This window comes from Pantoea sp. EKM101V, assembly GCF_011800325.1.
In the GTDB taxonomy this organism is placed as follows: Bacteria; Pseudomonadota; Gammaproteobacteria; order Enterobacterales; family Enterobacteriaceae; genus Pantoea; species Pantoea anthophila.
On sequence record NZ_JAALFP010000001.1, the window covers coordinates 779,985 to 801,797 of the forward strand.

Below are 21,813 nucleotides of genomic sequence, written 5' to 3' on the forward strand. Positions count from 1 at the left end.
AGGTGGCCTGATCAGGTCCGGGCGGAGGAGAGGCGAATCGTCTCCTCATGCAAAAACTGTACCGCAAAGCCAGAGAGGAGGCAGTTACCCGCCTCACAGACAGGGTTACATCTACGGGGTAATGTCGCTACGACTGGGTCGTCGCCAGATAAGAGAAGGCACTGAGCAGGCTGATTAACGTCGCCATTTTCTCCGCCCGATAGCCGACGGTGACACCATCAAGACGCGTGACGCCGGGGATCAGGCAGAACAGATCGGCCAGCACCGGTCTGCTGGCCTGCAGCCGCATCGCGTAGGGTGCCGTCAGGCGGGTCGTGCTCACCTGAGGCTGATGCTGCGATGCGGTGCGTGCCGCGGCAGCAATCGCACGCTGCGCGGCGTGAGGGCTGATCGATTCCGCGCAGGTGTGGGAAATGGCGCGTTTGACACAGACGTAATCGACCGTTGGGTAGTGTTCCGCTATCCAGCCCTGCAGCTGATCGTCGCCCGTCACCAGCAGCAGTGGCGTGCCCTGCTCAGCCGCGGCGGCGGCGTAAATATCGGTTTCGCCCATCACCAGACCATTGATATGGATACGCCAGAATGCCCGGCCGTTAATGGTATGCGCCAGCACGCCGGGTTCACCCGCGGCACTGTGATAGCCCACCAGAAATAAGCCGTCGAACTGCTGCTGTTCAATGCCTTCCACCATCGACAGCCCGCGAGGTTTGCCCTGCACCAGCCGGGCGCGGGAATCGATATTTTCCGCCCGCAGGTTGGTCATCCGGGCATGGCTGTCTGCGACCACCACGTCCGTGGCGCCGCCTGCGAAAGCGCCCTCAATCGCAGCATTGACTTCCTGCTCCATCAGCCCCCGGGCCAGCTGGTACTCCGGGTTGCCTGGGGTGCACTGCTCCGGGCACATGACGCCCGCAATGCCTTCGATATCGGCAGAGATAAAAATTTTCATGAGGTTAACCTGTCCAGTATCTGAGTCAGTGAGGGCCGATGATGACCCCGAAAGCCGGTCACGGCCTCCGCGCTCAACAGGGCGTCCAGTACAGCCTGTTCGGTGGCATCGGCCGCGGCGGCAAGCAGCGGCTCCAGCTGCTCCTCCTGTGGCGGTTGCGGCAGCGGTTGCGTTGAAAACGCCACCGCAATGTCGCCCGAGCCGTGGCCCCAGTGGCTGCCCAGCCGTCCCAGGCCGGCACCGGCGCGCTTCGCGAGGCGCTTTAACTGTCGCGCCTCCAGCGGCGCATCCGTTGCCATGATGATGATGACAGAACCGGCATCGCGCTGCGGCGTGTGGCCTGGCAGCAGCGGCGCAATCATCTCACCGGCCCGCACGCCATCGAGCGTCAGGGCCTCCAGGGCACCAAAATTGGCCAGCACCAGCACGCCAAGCGTGGCGCTGAGCGAGGGGATCAGCCGCGAAGCGGTGCCGATCCCCCCTTTCAGGCTGAAACAGCTCATGCCGCGTCCGGCCCCGACGCTGCCGCGCGCGAAGTCGGCTGAGGCGGTCTGCAGGGCCGTCTGCGCCATCGCCTCGCTGACAGCCAGTGCCTGAATATCGTTGAGCCAGCCATCGTTACACTCCAGCGCCAGGGGATTGACCGTTGGCAGCGTTCGCCCCAGCTCCGGGTTGCGACGGATGGCATCCCGTACCAGCGTGGTAAACAGCGTGCCGACCGCCAGCGTGTTGCTGAGCAGAATTGGCGTCTGCAGCACGCCAAGCTCCTCGATCTGAACCAGCCCGACCGGTTTGGCAAACCCGTTCAGGACCTCTGCCCCGCACGGCAGCGGCGTCAGAAACAGATTGTCGCCCGGCGGCACGATAGCGGTGACGCCTGTCTGCGTCTCGCCTGCATTCAGCGTAGAGTGGCCGACCCGCACGCCCGCCACATCGCTGATGCGATTAGCAGATCCGCAGGCACTGCGCGGCTGACCCAGCTGACGCGTCTCACGCCAGCGCTCCAGCAGCAGCGTGCGCTGCACATGTTGAAAATCCATCGTCAGCCCTTGAGTTTGGGATCGAGGGTGTCGCGCAGCGCATCCCCAAGCAGGTTAAAGGCCAGCACGGTCAGAAAGATCGCCAGCCCCGGAAAGACGCTCATATGCCAGGCCCCGGCCATCATCATGCTGCGGCTCATCGCCAGAATATTGCCCCATTCCGGCACGTCAGGCTCCGGGCCCAGTCCGATAAAGCTCAGGCCCGCCGCCGTGAGAATACTGGTGCCAATGCGCATGGTGAAATAGACAATTACGCTGGAGAGCGTGCCGGGCAGAATATGCCGCAGAATAATCACCCGGTCTGGCGCACCGGCGCAGCGCACCGCCTCAACATACGCCGCCTGTCGCAGTGAAAGCGTCGAAGCACGCACGATGCGGGCAAAGACCGGTACGCTGAACACCGCGACCGCGATGATGACATTGTTCAGGCCCGTTCCCAGCAGCGCCACCACCGCGATGGCCAGCAGCATACCGGGAAAGGCGAACAGCACGTCGGCGCCGCGCATAATCAGCATATCGATCCAGCGACCATAGTAGCCGGCCAGTAAACCCAGTATCACCCCGGCGATCATGCCAAGCGTGACCGACAGCACCCCAACATAGAGCGAGATGCGGGCGCCGTAAATAATCCGGCTCAGCAGGTCACGCCCCAGCTCGTCGGTCCCCATCCAGTGGGCGGCCGTAGGCGGCGACGATAACGCCATCCAGTCCGGTGCCATCGGGTCCCAGGGGGCCAGCCAGGGCGCAAAGAGGGCGACCACAATCAGCAGCAGCACAAATCCGCCCGACACCAGCGCCAGGGGATTACGCACAAAGGCGTGCAGGAAGTCGCGCCAGGGTGAACGAATGATCTGTGGCGGGTTTTCAGTCAGTGATGACGAACTCATCTCGGCTCCTGTCGCAGACGAATGGCCGGATTGACGACTGCATAGAGCAGATCGACCAGCAGGTTAATCACGATAAATTCAAACACGAACAGCATCACCAGCGCCTGAATGACCGGCTGGTCCTGCGCCTTGATTGACTCAATCAGTAACCAGCCCAGACCAGGCCAGTTGAAGACGCTCTCCACGACGATAGAGCCCCCCAGCAGAAAACCGAACTGCAGGCCCAGCATGGTGATCACCGGGATGAGTGCGTTGCGCATCACATGTTTCCACGTCACCAGCCGTTTTCGCAGCCCTTTCGCTTTTGCGGTGCGCACGTAATCTTCCTGCGCCACTTCAAGAAAGGCCGAACGGGTAAAGCGCGCCATCACGGCCGCCACCGACGACCCCAGGGTGATGGCAGGCAGGACAATATCGCTGGCCCTGTTAAAGCCGCTGACTGAAAAGAGCCCAAACGGCATCGCGACGAACTGGATCAGCAGCAACCCCAGCCAGAAGACGGGCATGGAGATGCCGCCGACGGCCACGCTCATCAATGTCCAGTCCTGCCACTTCCCCCGTTTCAGCGCCGCCAGAACGCCGAAGAGCAGGCCGAGGATCACGGACCAGGTAAACCCTGCGAGGGCGAGCCACAGTGTCGGCATGAATCCCTGCGCGATCACCTGCCGCACCGGTTGCTGCGTGCGGTAGGTGATGCCGAGATCGCCCTGCAGCAGGCTGCCGACCCAGTGGAGATACTGCTGCGGCAGCGGATCGTTCAGCCCGAGATGCTGACGTGCCGCCTCTACCGCCTCGATGGGCGCATCCGGTCCGGCATAGATGCGCGCCGGATCGCCCGGCAGCAGCTTGATAAAACCGAAAACCAGCAGCGAGACCACCAGCAAAACCGGGATCATCTCGAGCAATCGGCGAAGGATATATGCAAACATGCGATTCCCTGAAACAGAGGTGCGACGGGCCTTTCCACGCCCCCTCTCCCGCATGGGGTCAGGGGCGTGGAGGAAGAAATCGTCTTATTTAAAGGACGCCTGAGTGAAGATAAAATTGCCATCAGGCAGCATTGAAACGCCGCTCAGGTTGCTGCGCTTGCCCACCAGGTTGTCTGGCGTGCCAAGAAAGGCTACCGGTGCCGCTTTCCATAGCGCCGTCTGGGCCTGCGCATAGGCGATGCCACGCTTCGCCGCATCGGCCGTCACCAGCCCGGCGGCGATCGCTTTGTCCACTTCCGGGTTGCTGAAGTAAGAGACATTATAGGAGGTCGGCACCCAGGACTCGGTGGCAAACAGCGGGCGCAGCGCCCAGTCCGCATCGCCGGTAGAGGTCGACCAGCCGCCATAATAGAGGTCAAACTCCGCCATTTTTGGATCCTTTACGCCCCACAATTTTGCATTGCGCGTTCCCGAATCCATCGGGGTAACCGTGGCACGAATACCCACCGCGGCCAGCTGTGCCTTCAGCACCTGACCGGCTCGCACGGCGGCCGTGGCATTGGTGACCCAGAGCTTGAGATCCAGCCCCTGCGGATAGCCTGCCGCTTTCAGCAGGGCTTTGGCCTTATCGGGTGCATAGTGGTAATCGGGATCCGTTTGTTTCTGATAGAACTGCACCCCTTCCGGCATAGCCGAGGTGGCCGGTTTGCCCAGACCGGCAAAGGCCACTTTCAGCCACAGATTACGGTCAATTGCATAGTTGATGGCCTGACGCACGCGAACATCCGCCAGCGGCTTGTGCTGCGTGTTCATCGCCATGTAATAGAGATAGATGCTCGGGTCGCGCTGCACCGTCAGATGGCTGTCCTGCTGCACCGCCGCAATGAGGTCGGACGGCAGTGGCCAGATGGCATCCACCTGCCCCGATTTTAACGCCGCAACGCGTGTCGCATCTTCCGGGCTTGGCGAGAAAATCACCTGGTCGACTTTCGGCCACCCCGCCTGCCAGTAACCCGCATACTTCGCCATCGTCACGGCTTTGCCCGGTTTCCAGTCGACAAATTTAAACGGACCGGTTCCTACCGGATGCAGCCGGAGCTGGGCTTCGTCCGGGTATTGCTTCAGGATCGCCGGGCTCCACATCACCGCCGAGGGGTGCGCCAGCGTGTTAATAAAAGCCCCGAACGACTGATTCAGGTCGATTCTGACCTGGTCGGGTGCCAGCACCGTCACCCTGTCGATCATTTTGTAGAGGCTGTTGCGCTTCAGCCCTTTTTTCTGGTCAGCCAGACGATCGAGGTTGGCTTTGACGGCTTCCGCATCAAAAGGGGTGCCATCCTGGAAGGTGACGCCCTTGCGCAGCGTCAGGGTAAATTCGGTCGCGCTCTCATTGGCGGTATAACCGGTCGCCAGCCAGGGTTGCAGCTTCATCTGCGGATCAAACTGGAACAGGCGTTCAAAGATACCGCTCTGTACGGAGTAGCTGATGTTATCCGAGGTGTCGTGCGGGTCCAGCCCCGTGATATCGGCATACATGGAGATACGCAGATCCTGCGCCTGCGCAGCAGAGACCAGCATCGTCGTCAGGGCGAAGGCGAGTGAGGTACGGCGAAAAATGAGTTTCATGAAATCTCCTGGTCGTTGAGGATTATCGCAATGCAATGCCGTCAGCGACCCAGTGCTGAGGCGCAACCTGTCGATAACGGGGCTTAGTGACCGTTTCGCCCACCTTACGTAACGGCGAAGGGATCTCGCTGTCATCGACAAGGCGGGGCTGACGGTTCTCAGGATCGGCTACCGGCACGGAGGCCAGCAGACGCTGGGTATAGGGGTGCTGCGGATGATTAAATACCGACTGGCGCGGTCCCAGCTCCACAATCTGGCCGAGGTACATCACCGCCACGCGATTCGCAATGCGCTCTACCACCGCCATATCGTGAGAGATGAAGATCCACGCCACGCCGGTCTGCTGCTGAAGGTCCATCATCAGATTGACCACCTGCGCCTGAATCGAGACGTCGAGGGCTGAGACCGCCTCGTCGGCGATAATGACTTTCGGCTTCAGTGCCATGGCGCGGGCGATGGCAATCCGCTGACGCTGCCCGCCCGAAAATTCGTGTGGATAGCGACGCGCATGCTCCGGCAGCAGGCCGACGCTCTTCAGCAGCGCATCAATCTGCGGCGAAGCCTCCTCCAGCGATTTCACGATGCCGTGCAGGAGCAACGGCTCGGCGATGGTGAAACCCACGGTCAGGCGGGGATTCAGTGAGGCGTAGGGATCCTGAAAGACCATCTGAATTTCACGTCGGAGCGGCTGGAATGCCGCCTCTTTCAGGTCGGAGATCTCTCTTCCCTCAAAGTGAATGCTTTCGGCCTCACTGCTGATGAGGCGCATCAGTGCGCGTCCGGTGGTCGATTTGCCGCAGCCGCTTTCACCCACGATGGCCAGGGTTTCACCAGGCCACAGCGTGAAATCAATCTGCTCCACCGCATGCACATGGTGCGTCAGGCTCGATAAGATGCCGCTGCGGATCGGGTAATAGACTTTCAACCCGCGCACATCGAGCAGTGGCGCCACGTCATAGCGCGCGGTCTGCTGTTCGCGTTGCACCGCGTCGCGGGCACCCGGCAGAGGAAAGCGTTGCGGCCAGTTGTGCTCCCGCATATCACCGAGTCTGGGCACGGCCGCCAGTAATGCTTTGGTATAAGCGTGCTGCGGAGCGGCAAAAATCTCAGAGACGGTGCCCTGCTCGATGACTTCGCCGCGCAGCATCACCACCACCCGATCGGCGATTTCTGCCACCACGCCCATATCATGAGTGATAAACAGCACCGCCATCTGTTTCTCGCGTTGCAGTTCCCGCAGGATATGCAGAATACGCGCCTGCACGGTCACATCCAGCGCGGTGGTCGGCTCGTCGGCGATCAGGAGCTGCGGGTCACAGGCCAGCGCCTGCGCAATCATGACACGCTGCCGCATCCCACCGGACAGCGAGTGCGGATAGCTTTTCATGACGCGATCCACATCGGCGATACGCACCTGTCGCAGCAGTTCACGCACGCGCGCCTGCGCCTCTTTTCTGCTGCACTGCTGGTGATCGCGTAACGCTTCGGTCAGTTGATCATCAATGCGCAGCACCGGATTCAGCGAGGTCATGGGCTCCTGAAAGATCATCGCCATTTCACGGCCCCGCAACGCGCGACGCTGATTCTCATCCAGCGTTTCCAGCGCATGCACGTTTCCACGGCGATCGCGAAACTGCATGCTGCCGCGATCGACACGGCCGCCGCTTGCCAGTAAGCCCATCACCGCCAGCGACGTGACAGATTTACCGGAGCCGCTTTCGCCTACCACGGCGACAATCTCACCCGGGTTGATGGCAAAACTGATCCCCCTGAGAGCCTGATTCTCACCGCTGCGTCCCCGAAACGAGACGCTGAGATCCTGAATCGCCAGTACGGGAGAGGCAGAGGCTGTGCGCGCTGCAGAAGAGGTAAGTCGTGTGTCCGTCATCGTCGCCTCGCAAAGTTATAGCCAGATGCGGCCCTGGGAGTAGCTCAAAAAAGGAGAACTGTCGGCGGCCAGCCAGATGGGGCCATCCAGGTCGATGAACTCCGCATTAACCGCGACGGGTAAGGCGGCCTCCATCGCCAGTGACGAACCCAGCATGCAGCCAACCATAATGCGCATATTCTGCGCCCGGGCCGCCTCCACCATCGCCAGCGCTTCGGTCAGGCCCCCGCACTTGTCGAGTTTGATGTTGACCATCTCGTAACGATCGCGCAGTTCCGCAATATCCGCCCGCGTATGACAACTCTCATCGGCACAGACCGGGATGGGATGCTTAAAGCGTTGCAGGTCATGATCCTGTCCGGCGGGCAGCGGTTGCTCCACCATCGCGATGCTGAAGGCCTTCAGTGCCACCAGCAGGCTCTCCAGATCCAGCCCCGACCAGGCTTCATTGGCATCGATAATAAGCGTGGCGCGCGGTGCCGCCGTACGGATCGCGGCCACCTTTTCCAGAACCGCATCGCGGTCGAGCTTAATTTTGAGCAGGATGGCCCCGCGTGAGACGGCCTCTGCCGCCGCGAGCGCCATATTTTCCTGCGTGTCGAGGCTGAGGGTTTCGGCCGTCACCACCGACGGTGGCTGAGAACACCGGCTCTTCTGCCACAGCGTCTGATGCGTCCGTGCGGCGTCGAGTCGCCATAGCGCACAGTCCAGCACGTTGCGTGCGGCGCCGGCGGGTAAGCGCTGTTGCAGATCGTCATGGCTCAGGCCCGCCTCTACGTCAGCACGTACGGCTTCAAGCATCGCCTGCACGCTTTCCGGCGTCTCACCGTAGCGGGCCGTCGGAGTGCATTCGCCCTGCCCGATGAACCCGTTTTGCTCCAGGGTGACCCGGATGACCGTCACGACGGTCCGGGTTCCACGAGAGATGGCAAAGGGGCGCGCCAGCGGCAATGCCACCACATCGATCTGCAATGTTCTCATTTCAGCCACGCTCCTGAAGCAGCGCGGCGATCCCGTCGATACCAAAACGCACAGGATCGGTTGCCGGCAGGCCAAACTCAGCGGTGATTTCAGCGCAATACGCGAGCGCCTCTTCTTCGCTGTAATTTGAGGTGTTAATCGCAAAGCCTGCGAGCTGTACCGACTCACTGGTCACCTGCGCGGCGCGCAGATTGGCTTCAACGCACTCCTTCAGGCTGACCATCGGCTGGTGGGGCAAATGACGCATATGCGGGCGTCCCATTTCATGACACATGACCAGCCAGTGCGGTTGCGCACCGTGCATCAGCCCCATACTCACGCCCGCATAAGAGGGATGGAACAGTGAGCCCTGCCCTTCGACGATGTCCCAGTGGTCCGCGTCATTCGCGGGTGACAGCGCTTCTGCCGCGCCAGCAATAAAATCCGCGATGACCGCATCCACAGCAATGCCCTCACCCGCGACCAGAATGCCGGTCTGGCCCGTAGCGCGAAAATCGGCTTTCATGCCGCGCGCACGCATCGCTGCCTCCAGCGCCAGGGAGGTGTACATCTTGCCCACTGAGCAGTCCGTACCGACGGTCAGGATGCGCTTACCTGAACGCTTCTTGCCGCTGCCAACACTCAGCGTTGGACGCATATGGCGCAGGTCAAACAGCGAAACGCCCGACGCCTGCGCAAGCGTGACCAGCTCCGGTTCGTCTACCAGTCGGTGATGCAGACCACTGGCCACATTCATGCCTGCTTTAATGGCACTTTTGATGGTTTCCAGCCAGTGCGCAGGCAGATAGCCCCCTGCGTTGGCGGTGCCCAGCACCAGCGTTTTTGCGCCACGCGCTTTGGCACCGGGAATATCCAGTTCATCCAGACCCAGACTGACTGTGCAGCCCGGCAGTTTGATTTCGCCAACGCACTGCTCCGGCCGCCAGATATGAATACCGCGCGCCGTTTTTGCCGCAAGGGGATCGGTCACATCGCCAAGAAAGAGTAAATAGGGTTGTGGAATTAGCATGTTGTCTCTCGTTTCAGCCAAAAGATCAGGTTCTGAAACCACTATTTCATGCGGTCTGAAAGGTGACGAATGCTTGTTTAGCAGGAGGGTATAACGGCAGGTTATAGTCAGAGGTAAGAGTGATGATGGGTGGGCTTTTCAGGGGGAAGTGAGCGTCAGAGGGACTCAAACCGGGAGGGGGTCATAGGAAAAGAAGATGTTTGGGGAGGCGTTTAGGATGGCGATTGGAAGGAGAAAGAACTTTCTCACCCGGGGCACTGGCGAGTGCATGAATGGCGGATGCCAGCGCCCCTGTCAGGCTGAGTCAGTGTTACAAAAAATCACTTACCTGACACAGAGGGAGCGGAATCACTCTGTTTCTTCCTGCGCGAGATTAAATAGCGTTTCTGCCATCGAGAGGATTCTGTCTTTTTGTACTATCTTCTCAACCCATTCCTGAGGTATACCTGACAGTCCATACAATGCGCCCGCTAACTGGCCTGCCGTCGCCGCTACGCTATCAGCATCATCAGCAAGATTTGCCGCCAGTAAAATGGCATCTTTGAAATTGTCTGTATGCCAGACGGCCCATAATGCTGCTTCCAGGGTGTCGATAACGTAACCGGAGGAGCGAATTTGGTCACGATGCTTTTCTTTATATTCACCGGCATTGATGATTAGAAGTCTTACCATTAAAGACATTTTATGAGGCGCGAAGGCTTCATTTTTACCATAACCCATTAAAAGATAATGCAGGATGGCATTCAGATACTGGCAGCTATTGATTGATTCCGGAGCAGAGTGTGTAGCCCTGCTCTGAATAGCGGCATCTCTCCAGCCATCAATGAAAGATTTCCGTCTGAAAATAGCGACAGGGGCATGACGAATCAGGGCAGCATTCCCTGCGCTTTCAGGAGAGGCGTTGCCTGTCCAGTCTGACCCATGCCTGATAACCTGTTCAAGCGCATAACGGGTTGCATTACCAATATCGAAACAAACGCCATTCGAACTATTATGGCCAGATTTATACCACTGGATTAATTTATCCCTGAAAAAAGCAGTGTCGCAGCTTTTCTGTTCAATGTACGTTTCTGCCAGACAGAGCGCCATTGACGTGTCATCGGTCCATTCGCCTGCCTTCAGCCTGAATGGGCCACCGCCAACCATATCGTTGATGTGAGAATTGTCGCGAGTCTGGAATTCCAGCGTGGTTCCCACTGCATCACCAACAGCGAGTCCCATGAGTAAACCTTTGGCTTTATCCAGAGCCTCAGCATCAGTAATTCTTTGATTAAGTGTCTGCATCCACTCTGGTTTTGCTGGCTTTTCATCAGGCATTGGCTGATGATCGTAAGCCATCCTGTTTCTGAGTTGCGGCGAAATTTCAGGAAGTAAATGGGCATATTTACGGGCGTAAATATTAAGGTCAAAATCCGGCAATCTGAGGTCGATCATATAAAGTCCTTAATCATACCTTAAAGAGAAATGCGCTCTATTTCAAAGCGATTTCCTTTTTTTTCAACTGGTTGAGTTGTTTATGATGTATTTCATTGTGGATTGCTACAATTCTCATCCGGCAGCGGACCTAAATCAACAGTAGTCTTTTGGCTTTATTTATCCTTTCCATCCATGATGTTTAGTGCCGCAAGGCATTACAATGCCAGCCTGTTAATTTATCCGGACACATCGTTCCACTGCCCCGTTTCTGAAACTAAAATCTTTCCATGAACGATAACGGAAAGAGTATTGATGACGTTATTGATAAGATAACTTGCATCATGATTCCGAAACATATAAGTAAGCACGGGGCAAGAAAGTTTACCGCAGTCACTTTCTATTGATTCACCTCTTAACCGGACTATCGCTCCGTCTGACTTCCTGACACCTTCGTAACTTACATCATTGCAATCAGAATCGGACATAATGAGTGGGGTTATTTTAATCCTGAAGTGCGTTGTTTCGAAATAGCGTGATTTCATGCTGTGCTTTTTCTGCGGATTCTTACAGGCTGATGACATCTTTTTATCAAAACGCTGTGCCCAGCGAGCAATATCCTCCTGCATACTGCTCTTTTCTGGTGCGTTAGTGGCATAACGCACTTCATTGTTTTCAGGCGATAACCACGCAGCATAAATTTCACCATCAGGCTGTATAACAAACGCTGAAGCCTGTACAAGGTAAAGGTCCTTCAACCACCCCTCAGCGAATAACCCGCCCTTTTTAGTTTTATGAGGTTCACCAAATACATCAAAACTCTGACTAAATTCGCTATAGTCTTTGCCCAGCACGGATTTCAGGCTGGAAATAACCGCTTGGTTATCTAAGATAGTGGGAATTTTGGCCAAACTGTTGTACTGAGATAGTGCCCAGGAGTTATCAGAAGCTATAGCACCGGTTGTGATACATGAAAAAATAATCAAAAATATTGCTTTTCTAAAGGAACTCACCGTTACCTGCCTGAATAAATATATTGGCCGATATTATCTTTGTAACCATCCAAATTTTAAAACTATAGTTATGATATCAGAGTGCGTACCTTTTAAAGCCATAACCAAAACTCAATGCTTATTTGAACAACTCTCAGTAATGACCCCTCGTATAAAATATTTACCAAGACAAGATAAGATTTCATTGTAATAATTTCGGTCAACGACTGACTTAAGAATGAAAACAACATAACCATTTAATGCTGGATTGCCACTAAAAACCAAACACATAGTAATATTCGATGTGACAATCAGTGATTTACATTCAACATTAGTTAATATTGAATTAGGAGGTGCAGGGCAATGAAATCAACCAGTTAAAGACGCAAACCACTTCGCTTCATATTTATCCTGCTCGGATGGATCGGATGCCAATCCCTCATTTGCATAGCCGAATATATTAACTAAAGTTTCTCTACGCGCTGACGCCTAAAGTCTTTTCATAAGTACTCAACCCTTTGGTCATTTGCCTTGTCATTCTCGAATGAGATGACATTAATTGTAGCACTTTTGCAATAATAAACCATTCCCTTATCTAATTATTCCATTCATTTCATCCAGTGACAAAACAGACCCGAAAGCATGTGCTGGCGCGCCTGCTTCAGGTCAGCGGTTAAAAGAATAAAGTCGAAAGGACAATTGAGATGCCTTCAGCATACTATCAGCAAAAGTGAAAATAAATATCGCTGATTAATTCACCATCATGCTCATCGACAGTTGTTATTTTCACCCTATTAAAATCTGCCAAAATTCCTTTAACAGGCACATCCTCTCTTGAAATAAGCTCATAAAAAGGTTCTCTTTCACCTTCTGGCACATACTTATCGATTAAATAGACAAGGTTTTCTCTTAACTCTTTCTCTGTCATAGGATTTACTCTGGGATAATATCGACTTTGTCGAAGAGTACTGAGTAACCTTTCTCAGTCGGCAATAATTGTAGTGCACCACCTCTACCATACTCTGGATATGCACTTGTGAAAAGCTCATATCCCGGTCCTTTGTCGCCATTGGCAAGCGGAACTTTAACCTGTGGAACACCATTCTTGTAAAGCTGTAAAGTATCAAATTCTCCTAATAATCGGGCATCGCTCCACGATTCAGGATTACCTTTTTCATAAAAGATTTGATAAGCATCCCTAGCCTCACGGCCAGTTTTATATTTTGTATAACCAAAATAACTTAATGGAGCTGACTTACTTTCCATAGTTTGCTTAGCAAACTTAGTGTTCATATAACGATAAGCAGTAGAAGGCATGGTCGCACTTGGTCCATCAGGGCCCACATAAAAATCAGGTTTACATCTACTCAACCCCCACGGATCCACCCACCCCAGCGCATTCGGCGCATACTGGTAAAGGTTGACCCCGCCCGCCAGCCCTATCGGGTCCTGCTGGGTAAACCGTCCGCTGTCTGGGTCATAGTAACGAAACAGATTGTAGTGCAGTCCGGTTTCACGATCCAGGTACTGACCCTGCATACGCAGGTTCTGCTGCACGGCAGGCAGCCGCTGGCTGGACTCGCGCAGCAGTTTGCCCCACGGGCTGTTGATCCCTTCCCAGGCTTTTTGCCCTTCCGCATCAGTCAGCAGCTCCGGCATTCCGTTGGCCGCATTATGGAACCAGTAAATCTCGGGGCTTTCCACACCATCAATACGTGCCAGCGGATCATAGCTCTGGCTGTCGCTGTAAACATAGGTCAGCGGAGTGCCGTCGTGGATCTCCTGCAGCAGCCGGTAACCTTCCCACACGAAGCGCGTCGTGACGGCGTTGCCAGATAGTCTCCCCTGTAACAGCTGCTGGCTGGTTTTACTGATACGGCGTCCCAGCGGATCGTAGCGAAAACTCACCTTCGTGCGCGGCTTATTACGGTCCCGCGGCTCACTGATGACCTCCGTCAGGCGATGCTCACCATCGTAGCGATAGCGCCAGCGGGTCTGGCCGTCATCTTTCTCAGTGGTGCGGCCATGAATGTCATACTGCCAGCGGATACCGTTCAGTCCGGTGACACGGTTGTGCATGACATGAGCGGCACTATGGCGATCCAGCGGGTTGCCTGCGCCATCCCAGCGCCACTGTTCATTACCCGGCTGCGCACCGTCCTGTGACAACAGCCGGCCGGCATTATCGTAATTCCATAATGTCTGGCTGAACGGATTATCGTCACGCTCTTCACGGATCAGGTTATTACCGTAATCGAAGTCGCGCCGACGGGACCAGACGCGCGGCGCAGGACGCTGCGCGTCACCCCTGAACACGTCACGGCGGCGCAGTCTGCCTAAGCGGTCATATTCACTGCGCATGGTCAGGCCGCCCTGTGTGCGGCTCAGTTCCCGATGCAGCGTGTCACGGGTAAATTCCGTGACCGGCAGGTTGTCCAGTGCGATGCTCAGCAAATGGCCGCTACCGTAATAAAGCTGCTTCAGGTTCCGACCATCCGGCAGGGTTAAGGCCGTGCAGTTACCCAGCGCGTCATACGCCCACGCCAGTTCGCCCTGCTCCCCCTGTTCAGCAACGATGCGGCCCAGCGCATCATATTTAAAGGTAATCTCCTGCTCAGCCTGCTGGCTCCACTCGGTGTCAGACAGCGGCAGATGCTGCGACACTTTACCGAGCTGGCCGACACCGCTGTAGTGATAGCGCGTCTGACCCTCCGGCGTGGTTCGCGCCAGCAGTTGCCCCGCGCGGCTCCAGTGGTAACGATGGGTGATGGCCTGAGGATGGCCGGCGGCAAAGGTACGCGATAGCGTGCGGCCCGCCGCGTCATAGTCGTATCGCGTGGCAACACCATCCAGTCCCACCTGAGCCAGCAACAGAGAGTCTGCGCCCCATTCGAACTGGTACTGCTCACCGTTCTCATTTTTCAGCGCCGTGAGGCGGCCACGGCTGTCCCAGCTTCGCTGAACCGTCTCACCCTGTGCGTTGCGGTTGGCGATCAGTCGTCCGACATTGTCGTAACGGAATTCACTGCGCTTACTATCCGCCGACTCATGGGCCAGCGGCAGGCCGTTTTCACTCCAGTGCAGTCGCTCTTCCCAGCCCTCTGCGCGCTCCAGCTGGAGAGGACGGCCTGCGGCGTCATAGTGATAACGGGTTTCTTCACCATCCGGCGCGGTGACAGAGCTGAGCCAGCCCAGAGGATGATAACGGTAGCGCGTGGTCAGCCCTGAACAGTCGGTTTCACGGATAACCTGTCCGGCATCGTTAAACTCCCGGCGATAGCTGTTACCTGCTGCGTCGATCTCCTCGACAACCAGTCCGGACTCATCCCGCTTATAGATCGTGCTTTGCCCGAGCGCATCAACGACGCGCTCAAGACCGTGATGGGGATCGTAATAGTATTTCGTCGTGGAACCATCCGCTCCGGCAACCACGGTGGGCAGCGCACGGTGTGACAGCCATTGCACCGCCTGCACACCGCCGTCAGCATCTTTCTCTTCAACGCGGTTGCCCAGATCGTCATAGGTGAAACTCACCGTGTTGCCGAGTGGATCGATGCGGCGCGTCAGGAGTTCGTTTTCATCCCACTCATAGCGCCACTTCTCGCCCCGCTCATCAATGAAACAGGTGATGAGGCCCGCGGCGTTCCAGTGGTGTTCGCGCTGCTGACCGTCATAGGTCGACACGCGCGTGATACCCGCCGCAAGATCGTAATGCATGCGGCAGCCGTCACCGCTATTGGTGCGGTTCTCGACCACGCGCCAGTGATCCAGCTTCTGCCAGCGGTATTCACTTTCCAGCCCGCCGGGCAGCTGATGCCAGACCATCAGTCCGTCGTCGTTGTAACGGAACCGGCGGGTAACAACGTCTGCCGCATCGGTCACGCTGGCAAGCTGGCCCTGTTGGCTGTAGGTCCAGCGCGTCAGAGGCCAGTGCTGCTCGCCATCAAAATGGCTGGCTGACGTCGGTCGCCGCGGATGCTGTCTGTCGTCGTAGTGCAGCGTGACGTCAATAGCCAGCGGCGCGTCATGGATACGCACCAGACGGGCCTGTTCATCCCAGCCCGTCTCCAGCGCGTTGCCGTACTCGTCGCTGAGTGACGCCAGTCGCAGCACCTGCGGATCGGCGGCCGTGCGCCGGTAAAGACGCCATACCGCACCGTCGTCATCGGCAATGGCGATATCGCCAGTCTCGCTGCGCCGCACCATCAGCCCTTCGCTGATGCTGTAGAGCACCTCTTTTTCACCGGGAACGTTAAAGCTCAGCTCGCGCCCGTTGTCGTCAAACCAGGTTGCCCGGTTGCCTTCCAGCGTCAGATAGCTGTCAAACACCGTGGCCCAGCCCTGACCGAACAGGCCTGCGCGCTGAGTCAGGCTGTTATAGCTGCGCTGAAAACTGAGCGGGAAACGGCCGGGAAGAGAGAAATCGCGTTCGGCATCATCATTAAGGACTTTGACGCCGGTTGCGGCATGAACCGGGAACAGCGATGAGAAGGCGGCGTTGATGGACATATCCGCCATCATGCCGCCCGCCGCACCGGCCAGCGCGCAGGGCATATTTTTCAGGATCTGGCTGGGGCGACCGCGTATGAGCGAAAGGCCGATCATCATGACCGCGAGACCCGGCACCTTGCCACTTTTGATCTCTCTGACCGTAACGGTTTCACCTCCGATGATGACATTGGGGGAAACAGCATCACTTACCGTAGCGTCACAGGTCGTTTTGTCCTTTGCCCGCACCGCAGGCTGGCCATTGATAAAAACGCTTTTCGATCCCTGAGCCAGATACTGCGGCGCACTGTGTTTTTCACAGGCCACTTTATCCTGCTCAAGCGGAGAACTCCCCGCATCGGCAGAGGCGACCGTGGGCTGCCACATAGCACTGCCGAACTGGCCCACCGCAGAGAGCAGCATGCCGCCGTAATCCGCGAAGCTCTGCGGTGATTGCGGTTCCGGTGGCGGTGTCTCACCCGGCGTCATCATCCCGGCCGCGCGAGCGGCCATAAGACCATTCACGCGTACATTGTCTGAACCGCTGGCGATCACCCCGGCGGGTGAAGGCGGGAATATCATGTCGCCCAGCCCCTCTGCCGCTTCAGAGATGTCGTCCGACAGGCCCGCAGCATTGGCTAACACACCGCCAATGATGCCGCTGAGCAGACAGCTGGAACCGATAGCGGCAACCCCGGCCGCCGCCATGCCGGCACCCAGTAAAGGCGCAGCCAGTGTTGCCGCCGCTCCTACCGCAGCCCCGATGACGGCATAAGCCGCCCCTTCAGCCACGACACTGGTGATATCAGCGAAAATGCTGGAGTGAATGATCTCGTCGCCCACGCGGGCCGCATGGTTATCCATAAGTTAATCTTTCCGTGGCGTATTCAGACTCAGGCTTTGTTTGAAAGCCTGCCAGCGCTGACCGTCTTCCTCATTGAATGGGCGCATCGCGGAGAGCGTAAAAATCATAAAGATGTTCGACTCAGGAACCTGTGCAGCCAGCTGTTTCTGCCACACCTGTTGTCCGTTACGGTCAAACAGGGTTTCAACTTCTGTCGCAGGTAAGGTGTTATTCACACCGGCCATCACAGGAACAAATTCACTCTGCTGAATGTGCCCCATCTGGCTGCGCAATGTGTCCCACTGACGCTGAAACTCTTTTTCTGCATCACTGCCTTCTGCAATAACACCACGACTCACCACCCACGCCAGTCCACTGGCCTCATCACGCAGAATGTTCATGGTGTTGTCCTGCCAGGCAGCAGGAAAAAGCGCAAAAGCGCCCTCATTGAATTGGTAATGCATATCGGATGTCCGTCTTATTCATTGTTTGTGGCAGGAGAATTGAGGTCGCGATAATCACCATCAACGTTATCGGCGTTAGTGAGTATCTGCGTATTATCACGCGCAACTTTAATATCAAAAAGTCGGTGCGAAATATCAGGGTCGCCACCGCAACTGATATCCCGATTATCTTCACGGACCGTGATGATATAGAAGTTTTTCTCACGGCTTTCATCGAGATCGTAACGCAGGCATTTATCATCGAGAGTGGTCAGGTGCCAGGTATGAATGGCTTCGGTGGCGATACCGATAGCCTGGTCAGGGCTGATTTCGCTTTGCTCTGCACCCGGGTCTGTTTTCAGCATGATGTCACTGACTTTTCCCTGAACGATATGGAACATCAACTGTTTTTTGCCCGACTGATAAACAAGCCAGTGCTGATTATCACTGTTATCTTCTTTTCCGGGTCCATAGGCTTGCTGAACCTTTTCCAGGCTGTCACCAACCATGATATTTCGGGCCGTCGGCACGCTGGCATTTTCCAAAAGAATCTCAGCCAGAATCGGGTGCATTCCCTTTCCTGCCGCCGTCGCGCTGAACAACTCAAACCCGTTATAGGTATGCTGGAAATATTTATATTGCTGATTATCAATCACTACCTCTCCAGCCAGATCGGAGCTCAGTGCCTCGCCTGCGCGTATGAAGCTTTCGTCACTCCACATATCACCGGGCGTGAAAACATAGTCATTAAGCAGAACCGAAAAATCACCCTCATTAAGAGCAGGAGCAAGCGACTCCGTGCCGGATTCAGCCCTGACAATGCAGGACAAAAAGAGAAGAACAGGCACGATTATAAAGCTGGTTAAAAAGCGATTCTCAATCATTATATTTTATCGTAGTGGATAATAAAAAAATGAATTAATGTTCAGGCAGGGATTAAAGAGACCTTTAACTTTCACTCCCATTTACCACTTTGATCCACAAGTATTTTATCCCCTTGTGTTACTTTTAACGCAAGCGGATTAAATCTCACAACATAATCCACGCTGCCATTACTGAAAATCATCCCGTCAGCCCTGTCTGAGTTAACTGACTGCGTGGTTTTACCTGAGAGAGTGATTTGCTTTCCGTCTTTATTTCTGAGGCCTGAGTATTTTACATTATCACATACGGTATAAAAATCTCCGCAACCGTTTAATAGCGTAACGGTAAATTCAGGTGTTGAAAAAACCTTTACATCCGGCTTTAACTCTCCATCATTAACTTCTTTATCGAGCGTGTAAGTTTCTGGAGCGTAGAAATCGCCACTCTCAGGCTCTTTAATTAACCTCCATAAAATTTTATCATTTTTAATTTCTAAACGTGCCTTACCCTTTACTCCACCAAAAGAAGAGTCAAAATCAACTAAAGTATTAGTTCCATTTGCAATGCCTTGAACATTCATTGCATCATCTTCAGGGCAATCTATTTTGTTACCGTTTCGGGTAACATAACAATACCTCCCTGTTATATTATTATGATCCTGCTTTAGCTTTAAAGTTAAAGTAGAAAAGAGTGATCCGTCATCATTTTTTTCTTGCCCACTCCAATGACCGGTAAAGCTATCAGAAGCAAACAAGGGCAATGAGGAGATTGACAGCAAAACCGCTAAACCCGCCTTAAGCATTCAATTAACCTTTACTTTGCAGGTCATTATTGACCCTGTTATTTCAGCTGTTGAGAACATTTCAATACCAACGCGATTGTAAATGTCACCACAAATTTTCATCCATAATGCAGTGACTCTCATTACCATTCCGGTTAAAAAGTGCAATGCCTATTTTTGGGCATCATAATCAGGTGCAATACCATACTTTGTTTCAACCAGCCTGTCTTTTTTAACCCAGCCATCAACCTGATTCCCGTCATCAGAAACATACATTACACTGTAATATTCTCCATATTCAACATAAGCATATAACTCATTACCAGGAACAACAAAAACGTCTTTTTCTATACATTTTTCATTGGGAGCAGAATAAAAGTGCAACCTGCCTTTTCCGCCGACCTTATAGACATTATCGGTATTGTCAAAACGAACACCTCTATTGTTAGCTTCGTTGCTCAAAATGTGGCAGAACTCATTGGCAAATAGTGCCGGAGGACATAAAAAGGCAATCAACAATAGAAATTTAAACATATCCCCCCTGACATGCCTGATAAAACATCCATATCAAAATAATAAAACATAATTTTATCCTGTATGAAATGTCATGCATTGTTACTTTCAGTCATTTGAATTGAGCGTCATCATAATATGGCTGAATTTTTACTATCCAGCTGAAAAGAGATATGTCTTTCATCCGCATCATAATTTAACCAGTGCTGATTATCACTGTCAACGACCGTACCCTGACCACATTTACTGACCAACACATTCTGACTATGATCGGGTCCAGCCTTGCTGAAAAATGATGGATAAAAATCACGAATAGTGGTGCAGAAGTCAGCAACCACTACGCGATAATACGTTTATTTGGGGTTACTCTCCCACTTCCCGTCTTCAGATAATACAATCTTATTATTAACAACAACAGTAAGATTACTAATCACATTGTTGATAATATAGACCGCGTCATGATTTCGGAATTTATAACTCAGTACAGGACAGGTTGCTTGACCACAATCACTTTTCGTGGCTTTCCCTTTTAATCTGACAATTGCCCCATCTGATTTCCTGACTCCCTCGTAACTAACATCATTACACTCCGTACCCTCAGCACAGAGCGACATTATTTTAATTCTGAACTTTGCGGTCTCGAAAAACTTCTCACTACTATTTTGAAGTTCTTTTTGGACTTTATCGGGAATAATTAACTGTTCTTTACCAAAACGTTTTGCCCAGTTCGCAATGTCTTCCTGCATTTTGCTATTTGTACGATCATTGCTCACATAATGTGTTTTATTATCTTCAGGCAGAATCCATGCAGCATAGACTTTACCGTCAGGCTGTATCACAAAAGCCGATGCCTGAACCAGATAAAGATCTTTTAACCAGCCCTCGACGAATATCCCACCATTCATTGTTTTATGGGGTTCGCCAAAAACATCAAAATTCCGGCTGAAGTCACTGTAATCATCACCCAAAACAGTTTTTAAACTGGAAATAACTTTCTGATCGTTGAAGATAGTTGAAACACTACTGAGGCTATTATATTGAGCATAAGACGCCCGGGTATCCGATGCTGTAGCAATACCTGATGAGCCACATGTAAAAAAACCTAAAAAAAGCAATCTAATAAATAAATTCATTTATTTACCTGAAATAATCTTAAAATTCGGTAACCTCCTGGTCATAGCGTCTGGTGGAGCCATCTGAGTAATATCTCCACCAGTAATATGAGCCCATTTTTCACCGTTCTACTTCGGCGGGAAAAGGTTTTCTACGGCCTGGCTGATGTTCTGTTTATGACCTGAACCCGGGGCGCTTGTGCCCGGTTTAGCGCCATCTGTGTTCAGATTCAGTTTGCCGCCGGATGTGGTGATATGCCCGTCGCCCTGCACGAAAATATTGAATCCCTTGCCGACGATATTTATCTGGCCATTCGCGTTAAGTTCGATAGCGCTCTCTCCGCATTCCAGGCGAAGTTGAGTGCCCGATCCCACTACATAGGTATCGACTACCGCATCGAGTTTGCCCTTACCGGTCAGCTGCTCTTCGCCACCTTTTACACCGTGGACACGGTTGGTTTCGACACGGTAAAGCTCATTGCCACCTGCGTAATGGCTGTGATTATTAGCGACTGAATGGCTGGCGTCATTTTTAACATGGGTATCCATGTTCTTCTGCGCCTGGATCCAGAGGTGCTCCTCACCCGCCTTGTCCTCAAACCTCAGCGCGTTCGCGGTGTCCGCCGTGCCGTCCTTTGACCGGCTCAGAAAACCCATCTGCGTCGCCGCCGCCGGCAGCGCCCACGGCGGCATGCTCGCCTCGTTGTACACCCGACCAATGATCAGCGGACGGTCCGGGTCGCCGTTGATGAAGTCCACCACCACCTCGTCGTTCACGCGCGGGATCTGCACCCCGCCGAAGCCCTGGCCCGCCCACGCGCTCGACACGCGCACCCAGCAGGAGCTGGTGTCGTCACCCTTCGCCAGACGGTCCCAGTGAAACTTCACCTTCACCCGCCCGTAGCGGTCCGTCCAGATGGACTCCCCCTTCGGCCCCACCACCTTCGCCGTCTGCGGGCCGTGCGTCTTCGGCCACGGCGTCTCCGGCGGCGTGCGCCACGTCACCGACGACGGCAGCACCGTGAAGTCAATGTTGTGGCGGCTCTCCCCGCCG

The 21,813-nt window shown here is 54.4% G+C and carries 18 protein-coding genes; all 18 read right to left on the reverse strand.

Features of this window, described 5'->3' with window-relative positions; all coding sequences use genetic code 11:
• Nucleotides 1-127: 127 nt before the first annotated feature.
• Entirely contained in the window at nucleotides 128-949 is an 822-nt protein-coding gene (locus HFD92_RS03745; RefSeq protein ID WP_167428319.1) for a M55 family metallopeptidase, read from the reverse strand.
• Nucleotides 946-1,989 carry a P1 family peptidase gene (locus tag HFD92_RS03750; RefSeq protein ID WP_167428320.1) on the reverse strand — a complete coding sequence of 348 codons (1,044 nt, stop codon included), beginning with the start codon at nucleotides 1,987-1,989 and terminating at the stop codon, nucleotides 946-948. Before HFD92_RS03750 ends, HFD92_RS03745 begins: the two co-directional genes overlap by 4 nt.
• Nucleotides 1,990-1,991: 2 nt before the next feature.
• Entirely contained in the window at nucleotides 1,992-2,876 is an 885-nt protein-coding gene (locus HFD92_RS03755) for an ABC transporter permease subunit (RefSeq protein ID WP_046101680.1), read from the reverse strand.
• Nucleotides 2,873-3,805 (reverse strand): ABC transporter permease, encoded by a 933-nt coding sequence (locus HFD92_RS03760; RefSeq protein WP_167428321.1) that lies wholly within the window; start codon nucleotides 3,803-3,805, stop codon nucleotides 2,873-2,875. Before HFD92_RS03760 ends, HFD92_RS03755 begins: the two co-directional genes overlap by 4 nt.
• An 84-nt stretch (nucleotides 3,806-3,889) precedes the next feature.
• Nucleotides 3,890-5,431: a glutathione ABC transporter substrate-binding protein gene (locus HFD92_RS03765; RefSeq protein WP_167428322.1), complete on the reverse strand. Its 1,542-nt coding sequence runs from the start codon at nucleotides 5,429-5,431 to the stop codon at nucleotides 3,890-3,892.
• A 22-nt stretch (nucleotides 5,432-5,453) separates the two neighbouring features.
• Nucleotides 5,454-7,319 (reverse strand): ABC transporter ATP-binding protein, encoded by a 1,866-nt coding sequence (locus tag HFD92_RS03770; RefSeq protein WP_167428323.1) that lies wholly within the window; start codon nucleotides 7,317-7,319, stop codon nucleotides 5,454-5,456.
• Between the two features lie 15 nt (nucleotides 7,320-7,334).
• The gene (gene dgcA, locus HFD92_RS03775) at nucleotides 7,335-8,300 is read right to left on the reverse strand and encodes an N-acetyl-D-Glu racemase DgcA (RefSeq protein WP_167428324.1); all 966 of its coding nucleotides are present in this window, start codon (nucleotides 8,298-8,300) and stop codon (nucleotides 7,335-7,337) included.
• A gap of 1 nt (nucleotide 8,301) precedes the next feature.
• Complete coding sequence (gene dgcN / locus HFD92_RS03780; RefSeq protein WP_167428325.1) at nucleotides 8,302-9,309, reverse strand: N-acetyltransferase DgcN; 1,008 nt, start codon at nucleotides 9,307-9,309, stop codon at nucleotides 8,302-8,304.
• A 348-nt stretch (nucleotides 9,310-9,657) separates the two neighbouring features.
• Nucleotides 9,658-10,743: an ADP-ribosylarginine hydrolase Tri1 gene (gene tri1, locus HFD92_RS03785; protein WP_167428326.1), complete on the reverse strand. Its 1,086-nt coding sequence runs from the start codon at nucleotides 10,741-10,743 to the stop codon at nucleotides 9,658-9,660.
• A gap of 218 nt (nucleotides 10,744-10,961) precedes the next feature.
• Entirely contained in the window at nucleotides 10,962-11,735 is a 774-nt protein-coding gene (locus HFD92_RS03790; protein ID WP_167428327.1) for a hypothetical protein, read from the reverse strand.
• Nucleotides 11,736-12,435: 700 nt separating this feature from the next.
• Nucleotides 12,436-12,642, reverse strand: coding sequence for a hypothetical protein (locus HFD92_RS03795; RefSeq protein WP_167428328.1), 207 nt, complete (start codon nucleotides 12,640-12,642; stop codon nucleotides 12,436-12,438).
• Nucleotides 12,643-12,647: 5 nt separating this feature from the next.
• Nucleotides 12,648-17,066 (reverse strand): RHS repeat-associated core domain-containing protein, encoded by a 4,419-nt coding sequence (locus HFD92_RS03800; protein WP_167428329.1) that lies wholly within the window; start codon nucleotides 17,064-17,066, stop codon nucleotides 12,648-12,650.
• Between the two features lie 3 nt (nucleotides 17,067-17,069).
• The gene (locus tag HFD92_RS03805; protein ID WP_140925093.1) at nucleotides 17,070-17,510 is read right to left on the reverse strand and encodes a DcrB-related protein; all 441 of its coding nucleotides are present in this window, start codon (nucleotides 17,508-17,510) and stop codon (nucleotides 17,070-17,072) included.
• A 14-nt stretch (nucleotides 17,511-17,524) separates the two neighbouring features.
• Nucleotides 17,525-18,373: a hypothetical protein gene (locus HFD92_RS03810; protein WP_154928076.1), complete on the reverse strand. Its 849-nt coding sequence runs from the start codon at nucleotides 18,371-18,373 to the stop codon at nucleotides 17,525-17,527.
• A gap of 71 nt (nucleotides 18,374-18,444) precedes the next feature.
• On the reverse strand, nucleotides 18,445-19,155 hold the full coding sequence (locus HFD92_RS03815; RefSeq protein ID WP_255461688.1) for a hypothetical protein: 711 nt from the start codon (nucleotides 19,153-19,155) through the stop codon (nucleotides 18,445-18,447).
• A gap of 150 nt (nucleotides 19,156-19,305) precedes the next feature.
• Nucleotides 19,306-19,668 carry a hypothetical protein gene (locus HFD92_RS03820; RefSeq protein WP_140923100.1) on the reverse strand — a complete coding sequence of 121 codons (363 nt, stop codon included), beginning with the start codon at nucleotides 19,666-19,668 and terminating at the stop codon, nucleotides 19,306-19,308.
• A gap of 332 nt (nucleotides 19,669-20,000) precedes the next feature.
• A complete protein-coding gene (locus HFD92_RS03825; RefSeq protein WP_167428330.1) occupies nucleotides 20,001-20,780 on the reverse strand; it encodes a hypothetical protein in 780 nt (259 codons plus the stop codon).
• 108 nt (nucleotides 20,781-20,888) lie between these two features.
• Nucleotides 20,889-21,813 (reverse strand): type VI secretion system Vgr family protein (locus HFD92_RS03830; protein ID WP_167428331.1); only part of this gene is annotated, 925 nt, incomplete at its 5' end.